At 68.9% G+C, this 26,499-nt stretch carries 25 protein-coding genes; 11 read left to right on the top strand and 14 right to left on the bottom strand.

What is annotated here, in order from left to right:
• Positions 1-16 precede the first annotated feature (16 nt).
• Positions 17-592 carry a TetR family transcriptional regulator gene (locus ACWCOV_RS16450; RefSeq protein WP_360531201.1) on the bottom strand — a complete coding sequence of 192 codons (576 nt, stop codon included), beginning with the start codon at positions 590-592 and terminating at the stop codon, positions 17-19.
• Between the two features lie 55 nt (positions 593-647).
• On the bottom strand, positions 648-1,577 hold the full coding sequence (locus ACWCOV_RS16455) for a TauD/TfdA dioxygenase family protein (RefSeq protein WP_449830088.1): 930 nt from the start codon (positions 1,575-1,577) through the stop codon (positions 648-650).
• Between the two features lie 113 nt (positions 1,578-1,690).
• Between ACWCOV_RS16455 and larE the strand changes: the two genes are divergently transcribed.
• Together larE and ACWCOV_RS16465 are read left to right on the top strand one after the other, a co-directional pair.
• Entirely contained in the window at positions 1,691-3,160 is a 1,470-nt protein-coding gene (gene larE / locus ACWCOV_RS16460) for an ATP-dependent sacrificial sulfur transferase LarE (protein ID WP_449830089.1), read from the top strand.
• Positions 3,161-3,289: 129 nt separating this feature from the next.
• The gene (locus ACWCOV_RS16465; RefSeq protein WP_449830090.1) at positions 3,290-3,673 is read left to right on the top strand and encodes a cold-shock protein; all 384 of its coding nucleotides are present in this window, start codon (positions 3,290-3,292) and stop codon (positions 3,671-3,673) included.
• Here the strand turns inward: ACWCOV_RS16465 and ACWCOV_RS16470 are convergent.
• Positions 3,670-4,401: a TetR/AcrR family transcriptional regulator gene (locus ACWCOV_RS16470; protein ID WP_449830091.1), complete on the bottom strand. Its 732-nt coding sequence runs from the start codon at positions 4,399-4,401 to the stop codon at positions 3,670-3,672. The two genes, ACWCOV_RS16465 and ACWCOV_RS16470, sit on opposite strands and share 4 nt — an antisense overlap.
• 99 nt (positions 4,402-4,500) lie before the next feature.
• On the opposite strand from ACWCOV_RS16470, the gene ACWCOV_RS16475 reads away from it, so the two are divergent.
• Entirely contained in the window at positions 4,501-6,021 is a 1,521-nt protein-coding gene (locus ACWCOV_RS16475) for an MFS transporter (protein ID WP_449830092.1), read from the top strand.
• Positions 6,022-6,400: 379 nt separating this feature from the next.
• On the opposite strand, the gene ACWCOV_RS16480 is transcribed toward ACWCOV_RS16475, so the two are convergent.
• Positions 6,401-8,236 (bottom strand): MFS transporter, encoded by a 1,836-nt coding sequence (locus tag ACWCOV_RS16480; protein ID WP_449830093.1) that lies wholly within the window; start codon positions 8,234-8,236, stop codon positions 6,401-6,403.
• Positions 8,237-8,320: 84 nt separating this feature from the next.
• Here ACWCOV_RS16480 and ACWCOV_RS16485 point away from each other — a divergent pair, with 84 nt between their 5' ends.
• A complete protein-coding gene (locus tag ACWCOV_RS16485; RefSeq protein WP_449830094.1) occupies positions 8,321-9,160 on the top strand; it encodes a DUF3027 domain-containing protein in 840 nt (279 codons plus the stop codon).
• Between the two features lie 292 nt (positions 9,161-9,452).
• Here ACWCOV_RS16485 and ACWCOV_RS16490 read toward each other — a convergent pair whose 3' ends face one another.
• Complete coding sequence (locus ACWCOV_RS16490; RefSeq protein ID WP_449830095.1) at positions 9,453-10,658, bottom strand: epoxide hydrolase family protein; 1,206 nt, start codon at positions 10,656-10,658, stop codon at positions 9,453-9,455.
• 80 nt (positions 10,659-10,738) lie between these two features.
• Here ACWCOV_RS16490 and ACWCOV_RS16495 point away from each other — a divergent pair, with 80 nt between their 5' ends.
• Positions 10,739-11,314, top strand: a complete 576-nt coding sequence (locus ACWCOV_RS16495) for a CGNR zinc finger domain-containing protein (RefSeq protein ID WP_449830096.1) — start codon at positions 10,739-10,741, stop codon at positions 11,312-11,314.
• A 9-nt stretch (positions 11,315-11,323) separates the two neighbouring features.
• On the opposite strand, the gene ACWCOV_RS16500 is transcribed toward ACWCOV_RS16495, so the two are convergent.
• Positions 11,324-11,635 (bottom strand): DUF2530 domain-containing protein, encoded by a 312-nt coding sequence (locus tag ACWCOV_RS16500; RefSeq protein ID WP_449830097.1) that lies wholly within the window; start codon positions 11,633-11,635, stop codon positions 11,324-11,326.
• Between the two features lie 80 nt (positions 11,636-11,715).
• Between ACWCOV_RS16500 and ACWCOV_RS16505 the strand changes: the two genes are divergently transcribed.
• Positions 11,716-13,188: an NCS2 family permease gene (locus tag ACWCOV_RS16505; RefSeq protein WP_449830098.1), complete on the top strand. Its 1,473-nt coding sequence runs from the start codon at positions 11,716-11,718 to the stop codon at positions 13,186-13,188.
• Between the two features lie 3 nt (positions 13,189-13,191).
• Here ACWCOV_RS16505 and ACWCOV_RS16510 read toward each other — a convergent pair whose 3' ends face one another.
• On the bottom strand, positions 13,192-14,259 hold the full coding sequence (locus tag ACWCOV_RS16510; RefSeq protein WP_449830099.1) for a hypothetical protein: 1,068 nt from the start codon (positions 14,257-14,259) through the stop codon (positions 13,192-13,194).
• A 97-nt stretch (positions 14,260-14,356) separates the two neighbouring features.
• Between ACWCOV_RS16510 and ACWCOV_RS16515 the strand changes: the two genes are divergently transcribed.
• Both ACWCOV_RS16515 and ACWCOV_RS16520 read left to right on the top strand, forming a co-directional pair.
• On the top strand, positions 14,357-14,806 hold the full coding sequence (locus tag ACWCOV_RS16515; RefSeq protein ID WP_449830100.1) for a MarR family winged helix-turn-helix transcriptional regulator: 450 nt from the start codon (positions 14,357-14,359) through the stop codon (positions 14,804-14,806).
• Positions 14,803-16,179 (top strand): MFS transporter, encoded by a 1,377-nt coding sequence (locus ACWCOV_RS16520; protein WP_449830101.1) that lies wholly within the window; start codon positions 14,803-14,805, stop codon positions 16,177-16,179. Before ACWCOV_RS16515 ends, ACWCOV_RS16520 begins: the two co-directional genes overlap by 4 nt.
• Here ACWCOV_RS16520 and ACWCOV_RS16525 read toward each other — a convergent pair.
• A complete protein-coding gene (locus ACWCOV_RS16525; RefSeq protein ID WP_449830102.1) occupies positions 16,176-16,886 on the bottom strand; it encodes a DUF4429 domain-containing protein in 711 nt (236 codons plus the stop codon). The genes ACWCOV_RS16520 and ACWCOV_RS16525 overlap by 4 nt on opposite strands.
• A 57-nt stretch (positions 16,887-16,943) precedes the next feature.
• Here ACWCOV_RS16525 and ACWCOV_RS16530 point away from each other — a divergent pair, with 57 nt between their 5' ends.
• Positions 16,944-18,347 (top strand): mycothione reductase, encoded by a 1,404-nt coding sequence (locus ACWCOV_RS16530; RefSeq protein ID WP_449830103.1) that lies wholly within the window; start codon positions 16,944-16,946, stop codon positions 18,345-18,347.
• Here ACWCOV_RS16530 and ACWCOV_RS16535 read toward each other — a convergent pair.
• Complete coding sequence (locus ACWCOV_RS16535; RefSeq protein ID WP_449830104.1) at positions 18,330-19,787, bottom strand: LLM class flavin-dependent oxidoreductase; 1,458 nt, start codon at positions 19,785-19,787, stop codon at positions 18,330-18,332. The two genes, ACWCOV_RS16530 and ACWCOV_RS16535, sit on opposite strands and share 18 nt — an antisense overlap.
• 33 nt (positions 19,788-19,820) lie before the next feature.
• Between ACWCOV_RS16535 and thpR the strand changes: the two genes are divergently transcribed.
• Positions 19,821-20,384 (top strand): RNA 2',3'-cyclic phosphodiesterase, encoded by a 564-nt coding sequence (thpR, locus tag ACWCOV_RS16540; protein ID WP_449830105.1) that lies wholly within the window; start codon positions 19,821-19,823, stop codon positions 20,382-20,384.
• A gap of 60 nt (positions 20,385-20,444) precedes the next feature.
• Here thpR and ACWCOV_RS16545 read toward each other — a convergent pair whose 3' ends face one another.
• Together ACWCOV_RS16545 and ACWCOV_RS16550 are read right to left on the bottom strand one after the other, a co-directional pair.
• The gene (locus ACWCOV_RS16545) at positions 20,445-21,041 is read right to left on the bottom strand and encodes a DUF2867 domain-containing protein (protein ID WP_449830106.1); all 597 of its coding nucleotides are present in this window, start codon (positions 21,039-21,041) and stop codon (positions 20,445-20,447) included.
• Positions 21,038-21,640, bottom strand: a complete 603-nt coding sequence (locus tag ACWCOV_RS16550) for a TetR family transcriptional regulator (protein WP_449830107.1) — start codon at positions 21,638-21,640, stop codon at positions 21,038-21,040. Before ACWCOV_RS16550 ends, ACWCOV_RS16545 begins: the two co-directional genes overlap by 4 nt.
• Before the next feature lie 104 nt (positions 21,641-21,744).
• On the opposite strand from ACWCOV_RS16550, the gene ACWCOV_RS16555 reads away from it, so the two are divergent.
• Positions 21,745-22,554 carry a hypothetical protein gene (locus ACWCOV_RS16555; RefSeq protein ID WP_449830108.1) on the top strand — a complete coding sequence of 270 codons (810 nt, stop codon included), beginning with the start codon at positions 21,745-21,747 and terminating at the stop codon, positions 22,552-22,554.
• Between the two features lie 41 nt (positions 22,555-22,595).
• Here ACWCOV_RS16555 and ACWCOV_RS16560 read toward each other — a convergent pair whose 3' ends face one another.
• The 3 genes from ACWCOV_RS16560 to ACWCOV_RS16570 all read right to left on the bottom strand — a co-directional run bounded on the left by ACWCOV_RS16560 (position 22,596) and on the right by ACWCOV_RS16570 (position 25,812).
• A complete protein-coding gene (locus tag ACWCOV_RS16560) occupies positions 22,596-23,435 on the bottom strand; it encodes a carbohydrate ABC transporter permease (RefSeq protein ID WP_449830109.1) in 840 nt (279 codons plus the stop codon).
• Positions 23,428-24,396, bottom strand: coding sequence for a carbohydrate ABC transporter permease (locus ACWCOV_RS16565; RefSeq protein ID WP_449830110.1), 969 nt, complete (start codon positions 24,394-24,396; stop codon positions 23,428-23,430). The genes ACWCOV_RS16560 and ACWCOV_RS16565 overlap by 8 nt, the downstream gene beginning before the upstream one ends.
• A gap of 93 nt (positions 24,397-24,489) precedes the next feature.
• Positions 24,490-25,812: an ABC transporter substrate-binding protein gene (locus tag ACWCOV_RS16570; RefSeq protein WP_449830111.1), complete on the bottom strand. Its 1,323-nt coding sequence runs from the start codon at positions 25,810-25,812 to the stop codon at positions 24,490-24,492.
• Positions 25,813-26,499 lie beyond the last annotated feature (687 nt).

Below are 26,499 nucleotides of genomic sequence, written 5' to 3' on the forward strand. Positions count from 1 at the left end.
TTGGGACAGACTGCGCCTATTTGCTGAGAAAGGGACTGAGGACGCGAGCCAGCTGCGCCGCCACCGCCGCCGGGGGAGGGCCTGGCGTGACGATGTGGCTGAGGACGACGCGCAAGGCGACGTCGACGCAGCTGGTCGCGTCCTCCGGTGGTACCTCCGGCCAGTGCTCCCTGACGTGCTCACCCAACCGTAGGTGGGCCACCTCCAGCACCTGCTGCCCCCGTGTGGTCAGCAGTTGGCTGGCCTGGTCCGATCCCGGCTGGCCCAGCGCCGCCTTCACCAGCGGGTTCTCCCCGGCCAGCGTGAGTGCCCGCTCGACCGCGGCCCGCAGGCCGTCGATCGGGTCGGACTCCTCGGCGAGCGCTGCGTTCACGTCCAGCAGGAACCGCTCGGTCTCGCGTGCCGCGACCGCCTGCAGCACACCCCACTTGTCGCCGAACTCGTTGTAGACGGTCTGCCGGGAGACGCCGGTACGACGGGCCACGTCGTTCATCCGCAGCCCGTCGTACCCGCCCGCGACGATCGCGTCGTAGGCGTTGTCCAGCAGCTCGTCGCGCAGTCGGCGCTTGGTCCGGTCGGCGAACGAGTCCATGAGACCGAGGGTTTACATTTTCGTCCTGAATGTCAAGAGGACGGACAGAGTTTCCTCAGTTGTCAAGTGTGGAGAAGTGGTCCGCGTTCCCGGTCCGGGGCGTGCTGCGGACGCCGTCGATGCTGACCGGGATGTCGCCGGCGAGGGTGATCCGGTGCAGCCGGCGCGGCTGGTCGTCGTAGTCGGCGACGCCGTAGTGCTGGGTCGCCCGGTTGTCCCAGATCGCGAGGTCGCCCGGCTGCCACTGCCAGCGGACGGTGTTGTCGAGGTTGGTGATCCGGTTCTGCAGCAGCTGGAACAGTGCCGTCGTCTCGGCCGACGTGAAGCCGACGAAGCGCCGTACGAAATGACCGAGGACCAGTGAGCGCTCGCCGGTCTCGGGGTGCACGCGGACGACCGGGTGCTCGGTCTCGAACAGCTTCGAGACGAACTGCTTGCGGTGTTCCTCGACCTTGACGTCGACCCCGCCGATCCGGGTCTCGTCGACCCGGCCGGCGTAGTCGTAGACGTTGCTGTGCACGGCCCACAGCTTGTCCACCAGGGCCTGCAGGGCAACGGGCAGCTTCGCGTACGCCGTCACAGTGTTGGCCCATGTGGTCGCGCCGCCGTACGCGGGCAACGTGACCGCGCGGAGCAGGCTGATCGCAGGGATCCGGTCCACGAACGTGACGTCGGTGTGCCAGCTGTTCGCCTTGCCGTAGTCGGAGTCGATCGGCAGCACGTGCGCCTCGCCCTCGATGCTCTTCGAGGTCGGGTGCGCGAGCGTCGGGGTGCCGAGCAGCTTGGCGAAGGCGAGCTGGCCGGCGTCGTCGAGGTGGTGCTGCTCGCGGAAGAAGATCACCTTGTGGTCGAGCAGCGCCTGCCGGATCGCGGCGACGGTCTGGGCGGGCAGGTCCCCGCCGAGGCGGACGTCGCCGATCACGGCGCCGATCGCGCCGCCGGCCTTGGTGACAGTGATCTCGGGTGCTTCGAGCTGGGTGGTCATGGTGCTCCCTCGGGGTTGATTAATATGTATTTTCCTACTGAATTAGTAGACATAGCGGCCGTTTCGAGATGCGAGACCCGGTGCCGTCGGCGGCCTCACGTAGGGTTGGGGACGTGTCAACCGCCGAGATCCAGCCTGCTGCCGCCACCTTCGACGTGCCGGAGCTCGTGGTCGGGTTCGACCTGGACATGACGCTGATCGACTCCCGGCCAGGAATCCAGGCCGTCTGGGATCTGCTCGCCGCGGAGACCGGTGTGGCGATCGACACCGAACTGGTGGTGAGCCGGCTCGGGCCCCCGCTGACCTGGGAGATGGCGAACTGGTTCCCGCCGGAGCAGGTCGACGCGATGGTCGCCCGCTACCGGGAGCACTACCCGTCACACGCGATCACCGGCAGCCTGCCGCTCCCCGGCGTGCTCGAGTCGCTCGCCGCCGTGCGGGCGTTGCGCGGCCGGACGATGGTGGTGTCCGCGAAGTACACGCCGTCCGTAAGGCTGCACCTCGAGCACCTCGGGCTCGACGTGGACGAGCCGGTCGGCGATCTGCACGGCGCCGAGAAGGGCACCGCGCTCCGCGAGCACAAGGCGACGATCTACGTCGGCGATCACACCGCCGACATTGACGGTGCCCGGGCGGCCGGCGCGGTCGCGGTGAGCGTGGCCACGGGTCCTTTCACCGCGGACGAACTGCGTGCGTACGGCGCAGACGTCGTACTGAACGACCTGACCGAGTTCCCGGCCTGGCTGGACGCGTACGTGCTCGAGCAGCGGCTGGACGCGTTGATGCGGCGGCTGTCGAGCTACCCGAACATGGTCGTCGCGTTCAGCGGCGGCGCCGACTCGGCGTTCCTGCTCGCCGCCGCGGCGCGGGCGATCGGCCCGGCCAACGTGGTCGCGGCGACCGCGGTGTCGCCGAGCCTGCCGGTGGCCGAGCTGGAGCCGGCGGCGCGGTTCGCGGACGGTATCGGCGTCCGGCACGTCACCCCGCACACGCACGAGATGGACCGCGAGGGGTACCAGGCCAACGCCGGCGACCGGTGCTACTTCTGCAAGGCCGAGCTGGTCGAGACGCTGCAGCCGATCGCGGACGAGTTCGGCATCACCGCGATCGCCACCGGGACGAACGCCGACGACGCGATCGCCGGCTTCCGGCCGGGCATCCGGGCCGCGTTCGAGCGGGGTGCGATCACGCCGCTGAAGGACGCGCGGCTGACCAAGGCGCAGATCCGCGAGGCGTCCCGGAGCTGGGGGCTGGAGACGTCGGACAAGCCCGCGGCCGCCTGCCTGTCGAGCCGGATCGCCTACGGCATCCGGATCACGCCGAACCTGCTGGCCCGGGTCGACCGGGCCGAGCACGCGGTCCGCTCGCTGCTCACGCCGTACGGCGTCGAGAACGTCCGGGTCCGCGACATCGGCGAGACGGCGAGTATCGAGATCGACGCCCGGCTGCTGGATCAGGTCGATCACCAGCCGCTCGTCGACGCCGTCGTGGCCGAGGGTTTCCCGGCCGCCCGGGTCGATCCGCGCGGGTTCCGGTCGGGGTCGATGAACGAACGGTTGAAGGACCCGGAGAAGTACCGCTGATGATGCGGAACGTTTGCCCGCTCAGGTAGTTTTCCGGAGGCGCCCGGACGCGGGTTCACGTACTCTGGGTAGCCGATCGGGCAGTACGCCCGGCCCCTGTTCCGACGATTGACAGACGAAGAGGTCACCGTGCCCGTTGGCAAGGTCAAGTGGTATGACTCCGAGAAGGGGTTCGGCTTCCTCAGCAAGGAGGAGGGCGGCGACGTCTACGTCCGTGCCGACGCTCTTCCCGCGGGTGTCACCAACCTCAAGCCGGGCCAGAAAGTCGAGTTCGGTGTCGTCGAAGGACGCAGGGGCGAGCAGGCTCTGCAGGTGCGGCTGATCGACCCGCCGCCGTCGGTGGCGAAGGCGATGCGGCCGAAGCCCGAGGAGATGCAGCTCGTCATCGAGGACCTGATCAAGCTGCTCGACAACCTCGGCGAGGGCTACCGCCGCGGCCGCCACCCCGACAACAAGGCCGCCCGCCAGGTCGCCACCGTGCTGCGCGGGGTCGCCGACAAGCTCGACATCTAAGTCTTCCGGTCGATCCGGGCCTGGATACCGTCGAGCACGGTGTCCAAGCCGTCGCGAAATCCCTCGGCGTCGAAGTCCACGTCGAGATCCGCCACCGCGTCCGGCTGGTTCACGCCGGCCGCGATGGTCGGGAAGCGGTCCGGGGTCGCGAGCAGCCGCAGCCGCCGGTTGTAGAGCCGGTCCGCCGCCTTCGCCTCGTCGCCGCTGGTCAGCAGGTTCGAGGTCAGCTGGACCGTGCCCCGGACGTAGATGTTCACCAGAATCATCGAGGACAGCCGGTCCTGCGGGGTCAGCGGCGTACCGTCGAACGCCTGCAGCGCCGCCTCCATCCAGGCCAGCTGGTGGGGTGACAGCGGCGGCTCGACGACCGGGATCTGCAGGATCCAGGGGTGCTTGCGCAGGCCGTCCCGGAACGCCTCGGCCCAGGCGGTGATCCGCTCCCGCCAGGTCGCCTGCGCCAGCGCCGGCGGTTCCTCGAACGCGTAGTCGAGCATCACGACGTACAGGTCGTCCTTGGCGTCGACGTACCGGTAGAGCGACATCGTGGTGAAGCCGAGCTCGGCCGCCACCTTGCTCATCGAGACCGCGGCCAGCCCGCCGGAGTCGGCCAGCTTGATCGCGGCGCGGCCGATGTCGCTGATGTGGAACGCCGGCTTCGGCCCCGGCCGCTGCCGGCCCTCGATTCCCCAGAGCTGCTCCAGCACCCGCGGCAGTTCGGTGGTGTCCATGCGTCGCAGTCTATCTGTTTACAGCATAGACAGTCATCCGCTATGGTCTGCGTATGGCGCACACAGTGTGCGTCGTACACAGATAATCGGAGGGGTGCCATGAGTACGACGGAACGGGCGGGACGCAAGGAGTGGGTCGCGCTCGGCGTGCTCGCGCTGCCGCTGCTGCTGGTCTCGATGGACGTCTCGGTGCTGTACTTCGCGGTCCCGTTCATCTCCGCGGACCTTGGCGTGTCGGCGACCGAGCAGCTGTGGATCTTCGACATCTACGGGTTCGTGCTGGCCGGGCTACTGATCACGATGGGCTCGCTGGGCGACCGGATCGGGCGACGGCGGCTGCTGCTGTTCGGTGCGGTCGCGTTCGGGCTGGCTTCGGTGGCGGCGGCGTACGCGCAGAACCCGGAGCAGCTGATCGCCGCCCGCGCGATCCTCGGCATCGGTGGAGCGACGTTGATGCCGTCGACGCTGGCGCTGATCCGGAACATGTTCCACGACCCGGCCCAGCGGTCGAAGGCGATCGCGTTCTGGAGCGCGGTGATGCTGGGCGGGATCTCGCTCGGGCCGGTGCTCGGCGGGTTCCTGCTGGAGCACTTCTGGTGGGGCTCGGTGTTCCTGATCAACACCCCGGCGATGGTGCTGCTGCTGATCCTCGCGCCGTTGCTGCTGCCGGAGTTCAAGACGCCGGACGCGGGCCGGTTCGACCTGATCGGGTCGGTGTTGTCGCTGGCCGCCGTACTGCCGGTCATCTGGGGGATCAAGGAGCTCGCCGCGCACGGGGTGTCGGCGCTGCCGGTGGTGGCGATCGTGGCCGGCGCCGTGTTCGGGGTGCTGTTCGTGCAGCGGCAGCGGACCGCGGCGTACCCGATGATCGAGCTCGGGATGTTCCGCAGCCGGGCGTTCAGCGGTTCGCTCGCGGCCAACACGATCGGCACGCTGGCGATGGTGGGGAACGCGATCTTCATGACGCAGTACCTGCAGCTCGTGCTCGGTCTGAGCCCGTTCAAGGCTGCGCTGTGGGCACTCGCTCCGACCGTGGTGGTCGGTGCTGCGGCGCCGGTCGCCGCGATCCTCGCGCGGCAGGTCGACCGGGCGTACGTGATCGGTGGCGCGTTCGTGCTGGCGGCCTCCGGGTTCGTCGTACTGACTCAAGTGGGTCCGGACTCGCCGCTCGCGCTGGTCCTGGTTGGCTCCGGACTGCTCGCGGCCGGGCTCGTGATGGTGATGTCGCTGGTCACCGAGGCGGTCGTCGGATCAGTCGCTCCGGAGCGCGCCGGCTCGGCGTCGGCGGTGATGGAGACCTGCAGCGAATTCGGCGGCGCGCTGGGGATCGCGATCCTCGGCTCCATCGGTACGGCGGCCTATCGCGCCGACCTCCCGTCGGACGTCGCGGCGCCGGTCCGCGAAGGCCTTCCGTCAGCGACCGCCGCTGCTGCACACCTGCCGGGCCCGGCGGCCGAGGCCGTCCTCGCGACCGCCCGCCACGCCTTCACCCACAGCCTGAACGTGGTCGCAATCGTCGGCACCCTGCTGCTCCTCACAACCGCGGTGGCCGCCACCCTGACCCTCCGCACCCCCACCCCCCAACTCGACCCCACCCCCCAACTCGACCCCACCCCCTAATCACCCGCACCCCCGCCCGCCCGCCGACCCGCCGCCGCTCCGCCCGTCGGCCCGCCCGCCCGCCGCCGCCCGCCCGCCGCCGCTCCGCCCGTCCGCCCGTCCGCCCGCCCGTCCGCCCGCCCGTCGGCCCGCCCGTCGCCGCTCCGCCCGTCCGCCCGTCGCCGCTCCGCCCGCCCGCGTTCGAGGGGATATCTCCTCGAACGCAGCCTTCTCCCTTCGTATAAGAGGGGAGAAGGCCCAAGCCGCGGGGATATCCCCTCGAACGCCGCAGGGCGTGCCGCAGCTGGGGTCGGCGGGGGTGGGCGTGGGTCAGCGGGGCGGGTGGGGGTTCAGCGGGGCGGGGCAGCGGGGGTGGGTGGGGTTCAGCGGGGGCGGGAGTTCAGCGGGGTGGGCGGCCGCCGCGGCGGCGGTTGAACATGCTGCCGCGGTTGCGTTCGACCGTCGGCTCCTCGGCCCAGGGTGCCTGGTCCTCGACGGTCTCCTCGTCATCCTCGTCCGGTTGCCCGCTCCACCACTTCCCGACCGGCTGCGACGGCCTCGGTTGGTCGTCGAATCTCAGCTCGACTGTCGGCTCGTCGTACTTGCGCTGAGAGGTCTCGCGGTTGGCGCGCTGCTCGGCGACGCTGGTGGTCAGGATCGTGCGGCTCGTGCTCGTCGGCTGCTCAGGCTCGGGCTCCCGCCTCTGCTTTGGCGCAGCCGGCTGAGATGGCGGCTTGAGCAGCCCCGCGGCCGGACGGCCGGACGGCTTCATCCGGATGACGAGGAAGACCACGATCAGCAGCACGCCGGCCAGGAACCCGAAGCCGAGACGGGGGATCAGCGGCAACACGATGCCGCACGCGCCGCCGATCACCCAGGACAGTTGCAGCACCGTCTCCGAGCGGGCGAAGACCGACGTACGCACGGTCTCCGGCACGTCGCGCTGGATCATCGCGTCCAGCGACAGCTTGCCGAGTGAGCTGCACAACCCGGCGACCAGGCCGAGTGCGATCAGGATCGGGAAGCCGTAGAACACCGCGACCAGGATCGCGACGGTCGCGTCCGCGAGCAGCACGACCAGCACGACGGCCTCGGGTTTTCGGGCCTTGAGCAACGACCCGACCAGCGTGCCGAGGCTGTTGCCGAGACCGGCCGCCGCGATCACCGCACCCGCGGCCAGCGCGCCGTCGATTCCACTGAGCGGTTCGTCCCGGAGCAGGAACGCCAGGTACATGGTCAGGAAGCCGGACACGAACCGCAGTCCGAGGTTGCACCGGATCCCGCGCGCCACGGCCGACGTGATCGCCCGCCGTCGCGCTTCGCGACCCGCCGTACCGGTCATCTCCTCGCCGGCGGGGGAGTCGACCTTGCTCGGCAGCCGGATCGCCAGCACGAGGCCGACGGTGTAGACCAGCGCGGCCCAGCGCAGCGACCACTCCGGCCCGATCGCCGCGAACGCCGCCGCGATGCCCGCGCCGACGGTCGCGCCCGCGACACCGGCCAGCGAGATCCGCGAGTTCGCCGTGACGAGGGTGATCTCCTTCGGGAGCAGTCGCGGTACGGCGGATGCGCGGGTCACGCCGTACGCCTTGGAAGCGACCAGGCAGCCCAGGGCGGCGGGGTACAGCCAGGGGGAGGCGCTGCCGGTCATCGAGGCGGCCAGGCTCCAGACCAGGAACCCGCGCAGCCCGAGCGTCGCCCCGATCGCCCACCGGCGACCGTGCCGGAACCGGTCGAGGATCGGCCCGATCAGCGGCGCCATCAGCGCGAACGGCGCCATCGTCAGCAGCAGGAACAGCGCGACCCGGTCCCGCGCCTGCTCACTCGGTACGGCGAAGAACACAGTGCCGGCGAGCGACACGGCGAATGCGGTGTCACCGGCGGCGTTGACCGCGCCCAGCTCGATCAGTCGGGACAGCCCGGACTCGCCGGCGCCCTGGGCGCTGGTCAAGCCGCGGATGCGGCGGCCGGTGGCGCGTCCGACCTTGCCGCCGACGGTGGCCGTCTTGCGCGACGCCGCTGCCACCCCGCCCGCGCCGACCTTCGAGGCGTGTCCGACCTTCTTGCTCGCCGTACCGAGCTTCTCCTTCGCGCCGCTGACCCGCTCGGCCCGGCTCTTCCCAGCGGACTTCTCGCCAGGCCGGCCGCCGGCCTTGTCACCAGGCGTCGCGCCGGTCGGGTTCGCGCCGGTGGAACCAGGCGTCGCCTTCCGGTCCGCGGGGTCTGGGCTCTGCATGAAACCATCCTGCCTCCTGCAGGGGACAGACCGTAGTCACGGCGCGTTCCGAGCACTCGCGCGGGCGTGCGAGAATGGGCGATTGTGACTCCCGTCAGAACTCCGGACCCGGTTCGTGCCAAGGCCGACGCCGTCTGTGTCGCGGCGGTCGAACCCGCGCGCGAGGCCGCGATCGCCGAGGCCGGCGCCGCGCAGATCGGGGAGCACCTCGGTCACCTGGTCGAGGGCGAGCGCCTCGTCACGCACTACTTCGCCTCGACCCACCCCGGATACCGCGGCTGGCGCTGGGCGGTCACGCTGACCCGCGCCTCCCGCGCGAAGACGGTCACCGTCAACGAGGTCGTGATGCTGCCCGGCGACGAGGCCATCGTCGCGCCCGAGTGGGTCCCGTGGTCCGACCGCGTCCAGCCCGGCGACCTGCGCCCCGGCGACCTGTTCCCGACCCACCCCGGCGACCCGCGCCTCGAGCCCGGCTTCACCGACACCGGCGCCCCCGACGACGTCCGCGCCGTCGTCGACGAGCTCGGCCTCGGCCGCGAGCGCGTGCTGTCGCCGTTCGGCCGCGAGGAAGCAGCCGAGCGTTGGTACGGCGGCGACTTCGGCCCGACCTCCGCGATCGCCCAGGCCGTCCCCTACAAGTGCAACGCCTGCGGCTACTGGATCCGCCTCGCCGACAGCCTCGGCCAGGCCTTCGGCGTCTGCACCAACGAAATGGCCCCCGGCGAAGGTCGCGTCGTCTCCTACGACTACGGCTGCGGAGCCCACTCCGACGCCACCATCGACCTCCCCGACCAGCCCGCCACCCACCACGCCTTCGACACCACCGGCTACGACAACCTCGAACTGGCCGAAGCCGACGCCGTCCAGTCCGAAGTAGAAGCCACCGCCGAGCCCCAATCCGACGACGAAATCACCGCCGACTAGTCCCAAGGCCACCGCCTCCGGCGGCGACTGACCCTCTGCGCCTCCGGCGCGGCCGCCAACCGGTGTCATGGCGTCAATGTGCTTGGCGTGGAGCACTGGGGTTGCCCCACGCGCCCGACCACGGCCGCTCCTGCGTCGCGTGCTGCCGCCCGCGACCTGCCGGGCCTGTCGCCCGCACAGGCGTGCTTGCCCGCGGTCCGCCTCCTACCCCCGCATCCTCCGAGGTTGCCGGCCAACTCGATGATGACCTCGTGAGCACCCGGTCTGACCGCGTGCCGGCGCCCGGTCGCGTTCAGTGGTTGGTGGTCAGGACTGCTGCGAGGCCTTCTTGGAGGTCCCTGACGAAATACTCCGGGACCTCGAGGGACGGGAAATGGCCGCCGGATTCGGGGGACCTCCAGCGGACGATTTGCCGGTACCGTTCCTGGGCCCAGGCGCGTGGATACTTCTCGATGTCGCGGGGGTAGATGGTGATTGCCGACGGGACGTCGACCCGGAGTTCGGGGTCCAGTGAGTTGTGGCTTTCGTAGTAGATGCGGGCCGACGATGCGCCCGTCCGCGTCAGCCAGTACAGGGTGACGTCGTCGAGAATCCTGTCTCTGGAGATCGTCTCGAACGGGCTGTCTTCGGTGTCCGACCACTCGGCGAACTTGTCGAGGATCCAGGCGAGGAGCCCGACCGGTGAGTCGACGAGTGAGTAGCCGATGGTCTGCGGCCGGGTCGCCTGCTGCTTCGCGTACGCCGCGCGGTGGTGCCAGAACTCATGGGTTTCCTCTGTCCACTGGCGCTCGACCGCTGTCAGTCCATCCGTTGTCATCCCGGGCGGCGCCTCCGCGAACGTGGTGTGGATGCCGAGGACGTGCGCCGGGAACCTGCCGCCGAGGACCGTGGTGACAACGCCGCCCCAGTCGCCGCCGTGGGCCACGAACTTGCTGTAGCCGAGCCTTCCCATCAATTCCACCCAGGCGGCCGCGATCTTTTCGGTTCCCCATCCGGTGGTGGCCGGCTTGTCGCTGTAACCGAAGCCCGGTAGCGACGGAACCACGACGTGAAACGCCGGCGCGTCCGCATTTTTCGGATCTGCCAGCTCGTCCACTACATCGACGAACTCGGCAATGCTGCCCGGCCAGCCGTGCGTCAAGATCAGCGGAGTGGCATCTGCACGCGCGGATCGGCGGTGCAGGAAGTGGATTCCCAGATCATCGATGGTCGTGCGGAACTGGCCGATCCGGTCGAGGCGCTCTTCGAACGACCGCCAGTCGTACCCGGTGCGCCAGTAGTTCACGACATCGACGAGGTCGGCGAGAGGAACGCCCTGGTCCCATCGGCGCGGGTCGGGCGCGGCGCGATAGACCGTCTCGGCCTCCGGCAGCCGCGCCGCGGCCAGTCGCGCGCGCAGCTCGTCGAGGTCGGCGTCGGATGCGTGGGCTTCAAATGCTTGTACGTCGCTCGTTGGACGGGGCATGAGACCTCCTGGCCATCGCGGAACCGGCTCCAACCTGTGGTGAACCGGCTAAGACGGTTCTAAGACGGTTCTAACACGGCTTCACCCCGGCCGCAACCGGCTAAGGTGGTTCCATGCGTGCTGGATTCCCTGACTTCCGCCTCGGTAACGTGCTGGCGACCAGCTTCACGGGGACTCTGTCGGAGCGTCACGGCGACGCTGTGGAGCGCATCCCCACGCCGCAGCGACTCGTCGACTGGCTGACAGTGAGCGGCCTGGGCGTGGACTCCTGCACCACTGCCCAGCTCGAACTCGCTCGGGAACTGAGGGAGTCGATTCACGCCGCCGCGACAGCGGCCGCGATCCAGGACCCTCTCCCTGCGTCTGCTGTCCAAGTCATCAACGACTGCAGCATCCAGGGACGGGCCGCGGCTGTCCTGACCCCCGAGGGTGAGCGGCGATGGCGGCTCAGCTCGCCTTCCAGCGTGGAAGATGCCCTCAGCGTGATCGCCGCCGACGCGATCAGCATCATCGCCGGCGACCGAGACGGAAGGTTGGCCTTGTGCGCATCGCCGACCTGCCAAGCCGCCTTCTTCGACACCAGCCAAAGTCGCACCCGCAGATGGTGTGACATGAACACGTGCGGGAATCGTGAGAAGAAAGCGCGTTTCAACGCCAACCAGCGCAAGAAACTCACATCAGCGGAGTGATGAGCTTCGTCAGTCTTCGATTGCGCTGCGGTGGCCGGCTTGGATGGCCGACCAGCGGCGGCGGCAGTACCAAAGGCCGATGAATCCCAGGCCGATGCCGGCGACGGTGACCCAGAGCCACCATTCGAGGCCGTCCTTCTTGAGCTCGTCGCGGAAGATGAGGACGACGACGAAGGCGACGGCCCAGGCGACGATGCCGGTGATGACGCTGGGGATGCCGGACAGGTCGAGCGGCTTCACCTCGGCGTGCACGAGTTCGCCTCGGGCCAGCTGGCTGGTCGGGTCGGTGCGCTTCTTCGGCGCGGGCTGCTCGTCTGCCACGCCCCCACCATAGTCCCCGTCTTCCACAAGGTTGCCGTTAGTGCTCGCAACTTGCGGGCAGGAACTGGCACGATTCCGCCATGAGCTCGCCCCAGGCTTCCACCGCCCGTGATCGATCCGGTTTCGTGGACTCGTTCTTCAAGATCAGCCAGCGTGGTTCCACCGTCAGCCGGGAGATCCGCGGCGGTGTGGTCACGTTCTTCACGATGGCCTACATCGTGGTGCTGAACCCGCTGATCATCGGCACCGTGCCGGACAGCACCGGTCAGTTCGTGGGGGGTGGGACGGATCCGGCGGCGTCGATCGCGAAGATCGCGGTGGCGACCGCGCTGGTGGCCGGCGTGGTCACGATCCTGATGGGCGTGGTGGCGAACTTCCCGCTCGCGCTGGCGACCGGCCTGGGCCTGAACGCGTTCGTGGCGTTCTCGATCGCGACCAAGATGACCTGGGCGGACGCGATGGGCCTGGTGGTGCTGGAGGGCCTGATCATCTTGATCCTGGTGCTGACCGGGTTCCGCAAGGCGGTGTTCGAGGCGGTCCCGGTGCAGCTGAAGGTGGCGATCAGTGTCGGGATCGGCCTGTTCATCGCGTTCATCGGCTTCGTCGACGCGGGTTTCGTACGGCGTCCTGCCGCGCTGACCGGCCCGCCCGTCGAGCTCGGTGTCGCCGGCAACCTTCGGGGCTGGCCGGTGCTGGTCTTCGTGGTCGGCCTGATCCTGATCGTCACGCTGTACGCGCGGAAGGTGAAGGGCGCGATCCTGATCGGCATCCTGGTCACGACGGTGCTGGCGATCGTCGTCGAGTCGATCGCGACCATCGGGGCCCGGACCGCCGAGAACCCGGGCGGCTGGGGCCTGACGGTGCCGGCGCTGCCGGACGACTGGTTCAGCAAGCCGAACCTGGACACCCTCGGCGAGTTCAGCCTGTTCGGGTCGTTCGAGAAGGTCGGCGTGGTGGCCGCGCTGCTGCTGATCTTCACGCTGATGCTGGCGGACTTCTTCGACACGATGGGCACGATGACCGCGATCGGCGCCGAGGCCGGGCTGCTGGACGCGGAGGGCAACCCGCCGAACTCGCAGCGCATCCTGATCGTCGACTCGGTCGCGGCCGCCGCGGGTGGCGCGGCGTCGGTGTCGAGCAACACGTCGTACATCGAGTCCGCGTCGGGTGTCGGTGAGGGCGCGCGGACCGGGCTGGCGAGTGTGGTGACCGGGATCTGCTTCCTGATCTCGATGGTGGTCGCGCCGCTGGTCACGCTGGTCCCGTACGAGGCGGCGACCCCGGCGCTGGTCCTGGTCGGGTTCCTGATGATGACGCAGGTGAAGGGGATCGACTTCGGCGATATCGAGGTCGCGTTCCCGGCGTTCCTGACCATCATCCTGATGCCGTTCACGTTCTCGATCACGGCCGGGATCGGCGCCGGGTTCGTCTTCTACGTGATCCTCAAGCTGGTCCGCGGCAAGGCCCGCCAGATCCACCCGCTGATGTGGGTCGTCTCGGCCCTGTTCGTCGTCTACTTCGCCATCGGCCCGCTCGGCGACTGGCTGACCTGAGGTCTAGCCCCGCAGCTGCAGATACTCCGCGCGGGCGGTGAAGAGTTTGCGGAGCTCGACGGTGACGGTGTCGAGGAACTCCTCGCGGTACGACGAGTCGGTCATCAACGCGATCGAGTAGTACAGACCGGTGAAGTTCGCGATGCCGACCGCGACCTTCACCAGGCCGGCGCTGATCACCATCGGGTGCCCCAGCAGCTGGACGTCGTACGACCAGCCGCCGGGGTCGATCTCCCAGCTCTCGTAGATGTCCCGGCTGATCCCGAGCATGCCGAAGGCAACGAAGAACAGACCGACCCCGCTGCTCACGACCAGCGTCTGCACCCACTGCCGGATCGCCAGGCTGACGGTGAGGTTCAGCCGCTGCAGCCGCCGCAGCGGCGGGCCCGAGGCGGCGTCCTGCTCGATCGCGTCGACCTCCTTGGGCAGCCGCACCATCAGGAACAACGTGCTGAGCAGCGTGAAGGCCGCCATCGAGAACAGGATGAACTCGATCGGCATCCCGGTGAACACCTGCCACATCTCGGTGTTGATGAACAGCACCAGTGAGAACACCAGCAGCAGCGGCAGCGCCCGGACCATGCTCGCGATCGAGTCGGCCAGGTCGCCGGCCAGCCGGCGCAGGCTCCAGTACGTCGTCGCGATCAGGCCGTAGCCGACCACGACGTACACCAGGCCGACGAGCAGCAGGTTGCCCAGGACAACGCCGAAGAACTGCTGGACCTGGCCCTCGGTGACCAGCGGCAGCAGGGCCGGTAGCAGGATGAACACGGCCAGTTCCGGGACGCCGAACCGGGTCGGCAGCGACCAGAAGGGGCGGCCGCGAAACGTGTTCAGCACCCCGAACCCGCCGACCAGCACCGCTAGCGCCACGACCGCGGCCAGCGCGTTCTTCCAGACCGGCCAGTCCAGCGAGGTGGCGCCGAGCATCTCGGCCAGGAACACCAGCACCAGCAGCGGGGTGGCCCGGGTGAAGATGTCGTGCGTCGGCGAGAAGTCCTCGATGAACAGCGGCAGCCCGGCCCGCCGGAATCGCTGCTCGTACCGCTCGAGCTCGGCAGTTGTCCCCATGTCCGGGAACCTTAGCGCCTTGGCAGCGCCTGACCGGGAATACCACCGGCCGGTCAACCGTTTTCTTTAGCAAAGGTAATGAGTTAAGCTAACGAACATGCCCGAAGTCGTAGCCCAGCAGGTGAAGAGTGACGTCGGGCTGGCGAGCGCCCTGCGGTCGTCGACGCTCCGGCTGTCCCGGCAACTCCGGCGGCAGCGCGAGCCCGGTCACGACCTCACCGCCAACCAGCTCAGCGTGCTCGGCGCGCTGGCCAAGCACGACGCGATGACGATCGGCGAGCTGGCCTCCCACGAGCAGGTCAAGCCGCCGTCGATGACGCGGATCGTGTCGAACATGGAGGAGGCGGGCCTGGTCGCCCGCCGGCCCCACCCGACCGACAAGCGCCAGATCGTGGTCGAGCTGACCGACCGCGCCGACGAGCTGATCCTGGCCAACCGGCGGCGCCGCGACGAGTGGCTGCAGACCAAACTGAAGCAACTGACCCCCGAGGAGCGCGACATCCTGCGCAAGGCAGCACCTGTTCTCGAACGCCTGGCGGCCACATGAGTCCGACCTTCCGCGCGTTCAAAGTTCGCAACTTCCGTCTCTACGCCACCGGCGCGATCGTCTCGAACGTCGGCACCTGGATGCAGCGCGTCGCCCAGGACTGGCTGGTCCTGGAGCTGACCCACTCCGGTACGGCGCTCGGCATCGTCACCGGACTGCAGTTCCTGCCGGCCCTCCTGCTCGGTCCGTACGCCGGTGTCGTGGCCGACCGGTTCCCGAAGCGCCGGGTGCTGACCTGCACCCAGATCGCGATGGCCACGGTCGCCCTCGTCCTCGGCGGACTGACCGTCACCGGCCTGGTCGTGCCCTGGCACGTGTACCTGCTGGCCCTGCTGTTCGGTGTCGGTACGGCGTTCGACGCCCCCGCCCGGCAGTCGTTCGTGGTCGAGATGGTCGGCCGGGACGAGCTCGCCAACGCGGTCGGGCTGAACTCGGCGTCCTTCAACGCCGCCCGGCTGCTCGGCCCGGCGCTGGCGGGCCTGCTGATCCACTGGATCGGCACCGGACCGGTGATCATGATCAACGGCTTCACCTACGCCGCGGTGATCCTGTCGCTGCGGCTGATGCGGGTCGACGAGCTGCAGACGCCGAAACCCGCGGCCCGGGAGAAGGGCATGATCCGCGACGGCATGCGCTACCTGTGGCGCCGGCCGGACCTGATGATGATCCTGGTCACCGTGTTCTTCGCGGGCACCTTCGGCCTGAACTTCCAGATGACGTCCGCGCTGATGGCCACCGAGGTGTTCAGCAAGGGCGCGGGGGAGTACGGCATCCTCGGCTCGATCCTCGCGATCGGGTCGCTGTCCGGCGCCCTGCTGGCGGCCCGCCGGGTCCGGATCCGCGCTCGCCTGGTGATCGGCGCGGCCCTGGCGTTCGGTGTGATGGCGCTGGTCAGCGGCCTGATGCCGACGTACCTGACCTACGCGCTGGTGCTGCCGCTGGTCGGCCTGACCTCGCTGACCATGCTCACCGCCGCGAACGCGACGATGCAGCTGAGCATCGAGCCGACCATGCGCGGCCGGGTGATGGCGCTCTACATGACCGTCCTGATGGGCGGTACGCCGATCGGGTCGCCGCTGATCGGGTGGGTCGGCCAGACCTTCGGCGCCCGCTGGTCGCTGATCGTCGGCGGCGGGCTCACCATCGTCGGCACGGTCGCCTCGGTGCTGTACTTCTCGCGCAAGCGGGGCCTGGCCATCCGCCCGCGGCTGCTGCCGCGCCCGCGGCTGGAGGTGCTCCCGCAGACCGAGCTGCTCGGCGAGAAGGCCGCGGTCGACGCAGCCCCGGCGGCGGCACCGCGCGCCGTCGACGCAGCGGCGGCGTCGCTGACCACAGCTGAATCCGCGAAGGACGTCGGACCCAGGGTCGCCTAGGGCCGGATCCGGGTCAGCAGCCGCGCGGCGAAGAACAGCACGTCGACGTCGGTGCGCGGTTCGGTCAGCACCGCCGCCGGGTCGTGCCGCGGTTTGGGCCGCTCGAGCGGCGTCCGCGCGGTGCTGATCCGGAAGCAGCCCCTGGTCCCGAGCCGCCGGTCGGTCGGCGTCCACTCGACGTCGGTGATGTCGGCCAGCGGCACCGACAACCGGTCGCCGTCCGCCTTCTTCTTCCGGCTCGCCGCCCACTTGTAGGCGAACGCCAGGTGACCGCCGGCCAGGAACACCGTCGCGTCCCGCCCCTCGATCCGGTCCGGCGCGACCGGCGGCGCGACCAGCCACTGCTGTGAGGCTGAGGCGGGCACCTGCCGGCGAGCGAGCATCGCCTTGACGTCGGCGACCAGCCGCTCGGCGACCGCCCGGTCGGCATCGTCGAAGAAGAACCGGTACGGATCGAGCAGCGCGGCGAAGTACCCACCGCCGACCGACAGCAGCGGATCGGCGTGCTCCCGTAGCTCCAGACTGACCACCGGAGCCCCTGGGCCCAGACTCAGGGCGATGCTCTGCAACGCCTCGACCGGAACGGTCCGCTCACCCAGCCGTGTGCGCAGCGATTTGGCGAGCTTCCCCAGCCCGGCCGCGGACGCGTCGTACCGGATCCGGAGCGTCCCGAATCCGTCCCATCCGAGCGTTCCGTTGCTGCTCACCAACTCACTGCCTGACACCGTCCCCATGATCCCGCACGGACGGGTCCAGAATGAGGTGTGACTCATTACGACCTGGTGATCATCGGGACCGGTTCGGGGAACACGATCGTGAACCGGCGGTTCGCGGACTGGAAGGTGGCGATCGTCGAGCGCGACACGTTCGGCGGCACCTGCCTGAACGTCGGCTGCATCCCGACCAAGATGTTCGTGCACACCGCCGACCTGGCCGCGACACCGTCGATCAGTTCCCAGTACGGCGTCGACGAGACGCTCGACGGCGTCCGCTGGCCCGCCGTCCGGGACCGGATCTTCGGCCGGATCGACCCGATCGCCGCGAGCGGCTCGGAGTACCGGCACCACCACGCGGACAACGCGAACGTCACCGTGTACGACGGGACCGGCCGGTTCACCTCCCACAAGGAGCTGACCGTCGACGGCAAGGACGGCTCGACCAGTGTGCTCACCGCCGACCGGTTCGTGCTCGCCACCGGCAGCCGGCCGATCGTGCCGTTCATCCCCGGACTCGAGGAGGCCGGCTACCACACCTCGAACACGATCATGCGGATCGAGGAGCTGCCCCGCCGGCTCGGCATCATCGGCAGCGGTTTCGTCGCCGCGGAGTTCGCGCACGTGTTCTCGTCGTACGGCGTCGAGGCCACGCTGATCGCCCGTTCCGGGCTGCTGATGCGGCACGAGGACACCGACATCGCCGAGCGGTTCACCGAGATCGCGCAGAGCAAGTACGACGTACGCCTCGAGCACGACACGGTCAGCGCGCAGCGGCGCGCGGACGGCTCGATCGCGCTGGAGATGCTCAGCCCGGACGGCGTCGACGAGCTCGTGGTCGACCTGGTCCTGGTCGCCGTCGGCCGGACGCCGAACTCGGACACGATGAACCTGGAGGCAACCGGTGTCGAGGTGGACGCCGAGCAGCGTGTGATCGTCGACGAGTACCAGCAGACCAACGTCGATGGCATCTACGCGCTCGGTGACGTCACCTCACCACACCAGCTCAAGCACGTCGCGAACCACGAGGCGCGGGTGGTGAAGCACAACCTGCTGAACCCGGACGCCCGGATCACGTCCGACCACCGCTTCGTCCCGCACGCCGTCTTCAGCTCCCCGCAGGTCGCCGCCGTCGGTCTCACCGAGGAGCAGGCCCGCGAGCGCGGGATCCGGTACGTCGTCGGGCGCCAGCAGTACGCCGACATCGCGTACGGCTGGGCGATGGAGGACACCACCGGCTTCGCGAAGATCCTGGCCGACGCCGACAGCGGCCAGATCATCGGCTGCCACATCATCGGCCCGCAGGCGTCCTCGGTGATCCAGCCGGTCATCCAGGCGATGAGCTTCGGCCTGGACGCCTACTCCATGGCCCGCAACCAGTACTGGATCCATCCGGCGATGTCCGAGCTGATCGAGAACGCCCTGCTCAAGCTGGACCTAAGGCCGAAAGGCTGAGATCACGTCGCCGACCGTCTCGAGGGTGTCGAGGTCGGGGACGCTGATCATCACCTCGGCGACGCCGGCCTCGGACAGTTCGCGGAAGCGGCCGATCTGGTCGGCGACGGTCCCTGCGTTGACCGACGCGGCATAGCGCGCCGGGTCCTGGTTGCGTGGACGGAGCTTGCCGACCAGCTCGTCGACGTGCCGATGATCCTTGCCCACCAGGGTTGTGGACAGATGCGTCAATTCGACCGGGCGATCCGTCAGCTCGTGAAGGTAGTCCGCATGCTTGCGCACGGACGCGACATCACCGAACACGTTCACGGCGTCGGCGTACCGCGCGGCCAGCCGCAACGTCCGGCGGCCGCTTCCGCCGACCAGCAAGGGCAAACGCTCCTGCAACGGCCGCGGGTAGCACGTCGTGTCGGGTACGTCGAGCACCGTGCCGTGGAACGGTTTGTTGCCTGGTCCCCACAAAACCGGCAGGAGCTGTAGAGCGTCCGACAGCAACGCGTAGCGCTCGGACACCGACGGGAACGGCCATCCGTACGCCTTGTGCTCCTGCTCGAACCACGCCAGCCCGACACCGCAGACAGCACGCCCACCACTCAGTACGTCGAGAGTCGCGGCGATCTTCCCCAGATGCGCGACGTTCCGGTAGGTGATCCCGGAGACCAGAGTCCCCAACCGCACCCGCGACGTACAGGCGGCCAGGTACCCGAGCGTCGTCCAGCTTTCCAGGAAGTCCTCCCAGGCCCGCCCCACTTGCGGGATCTGCCGGAAGTGGTCCATCACGTAGATCGCATCGAACCCAGCAGCCTCGGCCCGACCGGCGACCTCACGGATCCAGGTCGCCGTCCCCGCCCGTCCGGCCTTGTGGGTGTAGCTGCTCAACTGCAGCCCGAACCGCAACCCGGTCGGCGTCTCCTCCTGCCGCAACGCCGCCGCGCCGGCCTCCACGAACGCCGACGGTACGACGCGAACCACGGCCGGCTCGAGGATGTCGTCGTACCCCTCGGTCGGCAGCTCCTTCTTCACCGCGGACCAGGATCGCAACTGCGAGGTCAGCGCATCGGCCGGGATCCGCTTCGCCCGCTCCCGGTTCCGGCGCCGGCACTCGGCCGCTGGGGTGTCGAAACCCACCGCGACACAAGGCATCCCGGCTTCCCGGGCCAGCCCGAGCCAGCGCAACCGCCGCTCCCGATCGAGCCCGAGCGTGTCGATCACCGTCGTCAGCCGGCGCCCGATTCGTTGCCGTACCACCTCTTCCAGCAACGCGAACGCATCCGCACTGGCCGCGATGTCGTCCTCCCCGGCGCCGACGAGCGCCCGCAGCCGATCACTCGACACGATCAGGTCCGCAGCGAACCGCTCCGCCGCCCACGTCGACTTCCCCGAGGCCCCCGGCCCGGCCAGGATCACCACGCACGGCGACGGCAACTTCAGCTCATCCACAAAAGCAGTTTCGCGCACCGATAGCATTTTGGGATGCGATTGTTCGTGGCTGTGGTGCCACCGATGGACGTAGTGGAGGATCTGAGCGAGTTCGTGGAGCCGCGGCGGGAGCATCCGGATGACGACATCCGGTGGGCCGCGGACGAGCACTGGCACATCACGCTGGCCTTCCTCGGCGAGGTGCCGGACTGGAAGACCGACGAGCTCGGGGAGCGGTTGGAGCGGGCCGCCAAACGGCAGCCGCCGTTCGAGCTGCAACTCACCGGAGCCGGCGCGTTCCCGGGCGTGCCCGACGCGCGGGTGCTGTACGCCGGGGTGCGCGACGAGACCGAGTCGCTCAAACACCTGGCCATGACCACGCGGGCCGCCGCGAACCGCGCCGGCGTCAGCGTGGAGGGCCGGAAGTTCACGCCGCACGTCACCTTGGCCCGGTTGCGCCGGCCGGTCGACGCGACCCGGTGGGTGCGGATCTTCGACACGTACGACGGTCCGTCGTGGACCGCGGGGAGCCTGCAGCTGATCCAGTCCCGCCTCGGCGAGGGCCCGGGCCACAGTGCGGCGTACACCACAGTGGGCGAATGGGAGTTCTTGGGCTAGTCTCAGGAAGTTATTAGACGACTACCTTGAGTAAGGGTAGCCGTTCGGCTTCAAGGACTCCTACTGGGGTGAGAAGTTGTTGGCCTGATTCGCCCACTCCTGGCCGATGCCCTTGAGCAGCGGGGGATAGACGAGGATGTGGCGGAGCGGCAGGATCGCCGCCATGTACAGCGCGCCCAGGCGGCCGTTCGGTTTGACCAGGACGGCCATCTGGCTGTGGTAGCCGCCGCTGCCGTCAGGGACCCAGGTCAGGTGCATGACCGCGTGGCAGGTCTTGTTGGACATCTCGGCGGCGAACTCGTCCTTGGTCAGGAACACCGAGCTGAACGGGAGCTTGCCGAACTCCGGCCCGGCCGGTCCGTCGCGCAGATCGGCAGGCAGCCGGTCGCGCAAGGTCGCCACCCGCGAGCCGACCTTCGCGTCCGGGCTGTCCCAGCCGAACCACTCGCCGAGCTTCCAGCGGATCGCGAACAGCGTCCGGGCGATCCAGGACGGGTTGTCGCTGGTGTCCCCGCCCGACATCATCCGCACCAGCTTCGGGAAGTCGTCCGGACCGCCGGGCGTCGGCAACGCCCAGACGTCCTCGACCGTGAACCCCTCATCGATCTCGTGCATCCGCCACGGCGGATCCGTGTACGCGGACTTCGGCAGCTTCATTGCTCTCCCTCCAGAGAAATCCTCAACACCCCGGCAACCGCGCGAACGGCGTACTGCTCGTCGTGCGGCACCTGCCCGGCAAGGGCGATGACAGTGCCTTCGAGCGCCCCCACGAAGGCGCTCGCGACAACCTTGGCCGACGCACCCGACGGCACTGCTCCGGTACGGCGGCCTGCCCTGACCAACCCGGCGACGATGGCGACCAACTGCTCGTAGTTCTCCTCGATCTGCCGGCCGACCGGGTGATCCTGACCCGAGAACTCCAGCCGCAGCGCCACCGCCACTCGCGCGATGTCACGCCGGCAGAACACCGCGTGCCGGCGCGCCAGCGTCAGCAGCGCCTGGACCGGATCGGCCTCCGCCCGGACCGCCGCGCCGACCTCCTCGTCCCAGGTCGCGATGACCCACTCGCGCACCGCGAGCGTGAGCTCTTCCTTGTTCTTGAACAGGTGGTAGAGCGCGCCGCGGGTGTAGCCCGCGTCGGCGGCGACCTGCTCGAGGACGAGGTTGCCGTACCCGAACCGGGACAGTCCGCGGGCGGCCGACTCGAGGATCGCCGCCCGGGTCCGGGCTCGTCGTTCGGCTTGCGTCGTACGCATGCTTCCTCCTGCTGAAACCTACGTACATGAATGTATGTAAGTTCGGCCGGGAGGCGCAACGTGAGCCTGGCAACACTGAGCCTCCGGATCACTACATTGTGGCGGTGAGCAACCAACAGAACGGTTACCCGGGCCAGTCGCCGTACGGGCAGCCGCAGTACGGCGAGGGTTATCCGCCGCCGCCCCCGCCGCCGAAGGGCGGCAACAAGACCATGCCGATCGTGTTCAGCGTGGTGGTCGTGCTGGTGGTGCTGGGCGCCGGGATCTTCGTCGTCAGCCGCTTCACCGGCGGCTCCGAGTACACCGCCGGCACCCCGACCTCGCCGTCCGCGAGCCGTCCCACCGACGACAGGCCGTCGGAAACCCCGACGACCGGTGGCAGTCCCAGCTCACAGCCCAGCCAACCGGCAAGTCCGTCCGCGCCCGCGGCCTGCAACGGCTGCTTCCCCGGGATCACGGTCACCACAGCCCTCGCGCAGCTCAAGGCGAAGGGGTATGCCTGCAAGGAGGACAACGTCCTCGGCATCGAGTGCGCCCGCGGCAAGTTGGAGATCGGCATCGATCGCGACTACAAGCTGAAGAACCAGATCGCGAACATCGACGTGGGCGGGCGCGCGAGCGGCCAGGGGGAGTACCCGCAGGGACCGAAAGAGGCGCTCGCCACACTGAAGGTCGGCTTGGCTGGGGTGCTGCCGATCTTCATCGCCGACGCGGCCGTCCGGCAGCAGATCGTCACCTTCGCCGCGAACAACGCCGGTCACGCGGCGAGCGGCCCCAGCGTGGTCATGAACGGCAAGGCCGGCGGCTACCGGCTCTCCTGCCACGGGGTGTCCGGAGCGACGATCGCCAAGAACGGCCGGAGCGCGTCCAGCTACTCCACCTCGGTGAACATCTACGGCCCGTCGTCGTACTGACGTAGGGCCTCCCGTCGCCGGGAGGCCCTACCAGGTCGTGCCTACTTCACGGCGCCCGCGGTGACGCCGGCCACGAAGTGGCGTTGGGCCAGCAGGAAGCCGATCACGACCGGGATCGAGACCACCAGGGCGGCGGCCATGATCTGGTTCCAGTAGATGTTGGTCTGGGTGGAGTACTGGCGCAGGCCGACCGACAGCGTGCGGTTGGCCTCGGTGGTCATCACCGACGCGAAGAGCACCTCACCCCAGGCGGTCATGAACGAGTAGATCGCGACCGCGATCACCCCGGGCCGGGCGGCCGGCAGCACCACGCGCCACAGTGCGCCCATCGGGCCGCACCCGTCCACCAGCGCGGCCTCGTCCAGCTCCCGCGGGATGCTGTCGAAGTACCCGGCCAGCATCCAGATCGAGAACGGCAGGCTGAACGTCAGGTAGGTGATGATCAGGCCGAGCCGCGTCCCGACCAGTTGCAGCCCGAACTCGTTGTTGATGTTCACGAAGATCAGGAACAACGGCAGCAGGAACAGCACCCCCGGGAACATCTGGGTCGACAGCACCGTGGTGGTGAACACGGTCCGGCCGCGGAACCGGAACCGCGACACCGCGAACGCGGCCAGGATCGCGATCGCGACCGAGAACACCGTCGCGGCCACCGAGACGATCGTGCTGTTCACGAAGTACCGGGCCAGCGGCACCGTCTTCCACATGTCCACGAACGGCGTCAGCGTCAGGTTCGACGGCCACCAGGTGAAGGCGCCCTGGACGTCCTTCAGCGGTTTCAGCGACGACGTGACCATCACGTACAGCGGGATCAGCACGAACAGGCCGAGGACGCCCAGGACGGCGCCCCGGTAGATCTTGAAGCCCCTGGTCTCACGCACGACGCGACCTCCTTCCGGTGACGAGCAGGTAGATGCCGGTGACGACCATCAGGAAGATCAGCAGCAGCACGGACATCGCCGCCCCGGTGCCGAAGTTCCAGGTCAGGAACGACGCGTTGTAGATGTGGAAGGTGATCAGGTCACCCGCCGGCGGCTGCGCCGTACCGAAGAGCACGTACGGCGTGTTGAAATCGCTGAACGTCCACAGGAACAGCACCAGCACGAGCACCAGGTTGACCGGCCGCAGCGACGGCAGCGTGATGTTGCGCCACTGCCGCAGGTTGCCGGCGCCGTCCACGGCGGCCGCTTCGTAGACGTCGCGCGGGATGCTCTGCAGCCCGGCCATCAGGGTGAGGAACGCGAACGTCCACAGCTTCCAGACCGCGACGACGATCAGCGAGGTCAGCGCGTTGCCGCCGATCAGCCAGAACGGCCGGTCGCTGGTCAGCCCGAGGTTGTCGACCAGGATGTGGTTCACGATGCCGGTGTCGCGCTGCAGCATGAAGTTCCAGGTCAGGATCCCCGCGTACGCCGGCAGCGCATAAGGCACCAGGAACAGCGTGCGGACCCAGCTGCGGCCGCGGAACGGCGGCTGCAGCGCGACGGCCGCGGCCATCCCGAGCACCCAGGACAGCGCGACCGTGATGAGCGAGAACGCGACCGTGACGCCGAAGGACTTGAGCAGCCCCTCGCCGACGGCGTTGTCGAAGTCGACCGCCACCTTGTAGTTGCCGAGCCCGGCCCAGGGCGCGGCGGACCAGTTCGCGATGTAGAACTTGGTCAGCTTGACGAAGCTCATCCAGATCCCGACCAGCATCGGGATGATGTGGATGAGCAGTTCGAGCAGCACTGCCGGGGCCAGCAGCAGGTAGGGGAGCCACCGGCTCAGACCGGGCCGGCGCTCCGGCCCGCGCTTGGGTTTGGCGGTTTTCACCGGCGCTTCCGCCGTGGCGACGGCCATCCTGGGTCGCCTCCTGTCCTTGGGGATCGCAATGGTCGGCTGACGTGGTCGATGGCCCGGGCGTGCCGCACGCCCGGGCCACCTGCTGGTGCGTCAGCTGCTCGCGGCCACCTGATCCTCGGCGGTCTTCAGCGCCGCCTTCACGTCGTCGGCGGTCACCGTCCCGCCGGTGGCGATCTTGGCGAACATCGCGTTCATCGCCTTGCCCACGGTGCTCTCGTACTGGTCCTCGGCCGGCACCAGCGGCAGCGGCTTGGACTTGGTGTTGTAGATGTCCTGGAAGGTCGCGGCCTCCTCGGCGTTGTCGGTGAAGACCGGCTTCGCGTCCTTCAGCACCGGCAGCGAGGCGAACGGCTTGCCCAGCGTGGCCTGCGTGCTGGCGTCCGTCATGTACTTCACGAACTTCAGCGCCGCGTCCTTGTTCTTGGTGTTCTTGAAGATCGACAGGTTGATCCCGGCCACGTGGCTCGCGGTCTGGTTGGCCGCGCCCTGGGGCGCCGGGAAGGCCACCACGCCGTACTCGCTGCTCTTCATGCCGTTGGCGGCGATCGAGGAGTCGGCGTTGTTCTGGTTGATGATCATCGCGACCTTCTTGTTCGCGAAGTCGTTCACCGACTTGGTGCCGTTGTCGTACTGCGCGTTGGACGGGTTCGCGACCTTGTCCTTCTGCATCAGGTCGAGGTACCGCAGCACGCCCTGCACCTGGCCGTCACCGGTGAAGGTCGGCTTGCCGTCCTTGTCGAACCAGTCGGCGCCGTTCTGCGCGGCGTTGATGAACGCGAAGTGCACGTTCTCGGTGTAGCTGCCGGCCGCCAGCGCCATGCCGTACTGGTTCTTCGCCGGGTTGGTCAGCTTCTTGGCCGCGGTGACCATCTCTTCCCAGGTCTTCGGCGGCTGCAGCCCGGCCGCGGCGAACATCGCCTTGTTGTAGTACAGGCCGTACGCCAGGCCGTAGAGCGGGACCGAGGTCGGGTCGGTGCCTTCCTTGCCGCCGGTCGCCAGGGCCGTCGGCACGAACTTGTCCTTCCCGCCGATCGCGGTCATCGCGTCGCCGTCGAACGGCAGGAACGCGTCGGTCGCCTGCAGCGACGCGGCCCAGGTGTTGCCGATGTTGACCACGTCCGGCGCCTGGCCGGAGGTGATCGCGGTCTGGATCCTGGTCTGCAGGTCGTTCCAGCCGATCACCTCGAGGTTGACCTTGATCCCGGTCTCCTGGGTGAACTTCTGCAGGACCGGGGTCAGCACCTCCTTGTCGTTGTCCAGGCTGGTGCCCTGGTTGCTGGCCCAGTAGGTCAGCGTCTGGTCTCCACCCGAGCTGCCGCCGGAGGAATCGCCCGAGTCGCTGCCACCGCAGGCGGCCAGGCTGATTCCCAGGGCGGTCACCGCTGCTGCGGCTACAAGCGAACGCAGTCTCACGTCGGACTCCCTCGTCCCGTCGAGCCCCCGCGGACCTGCGGAGGCGGATCGGCCCCATAGTGGCCTAACCGGTTAAGTTTCGAAACCCTAACCGGTTCAGTTCACGCAGGTTCGTTACTACCTCGTGACGTCCCCAACCTCCCGGACCCCCCCGGCAAACGCAATCCGACACCCTCCGAAACCACCCGATTTCACAGAGTCTTGAAAGAGTCCCATCATCGCCCCCTCGGCAGCAGCTTCGCCCCACCTCCCCCCGCCCCACGTCCCCCGCCCCACGTCCCCCGCCCCACGTCCCCCGCCCCACGTCCCCCGCCCACGTCCCCCGCCCCACGTCCCCGCCGCGAGGGGATAACCCCTCGAGTTGCGCCTTCTCCCCTCGCAGACGAGCGGAGAACTCGGCGTCCGAGGGGATATCCCCTCGGTGGGGCCAGCCCGCACGTCCCGCGCCGCACGTCTCCTCTGCGAGGGGGTAACCCTCGAGTTGCGCCTTCTCCCCTTGCAGGCGAGCGGAGAACCCGGCGTCCGGGGGATATCCCCTCCGACTCGGCCGGTCTGCACGTCCCCCGCCGCACGTCTCCGCTGCGAGGGGATAACCCCTCGAGTTGCGCCTTCTCTCCTCGCAGACGAGCGGAGAACCCGGCGTTCGAGGGGACATCCCCTCGGTGGGGCCAGCCCACCCGTCCCGCC

The organism is Kribbella sp. NPDC002412, assembly GCF_053592935.1.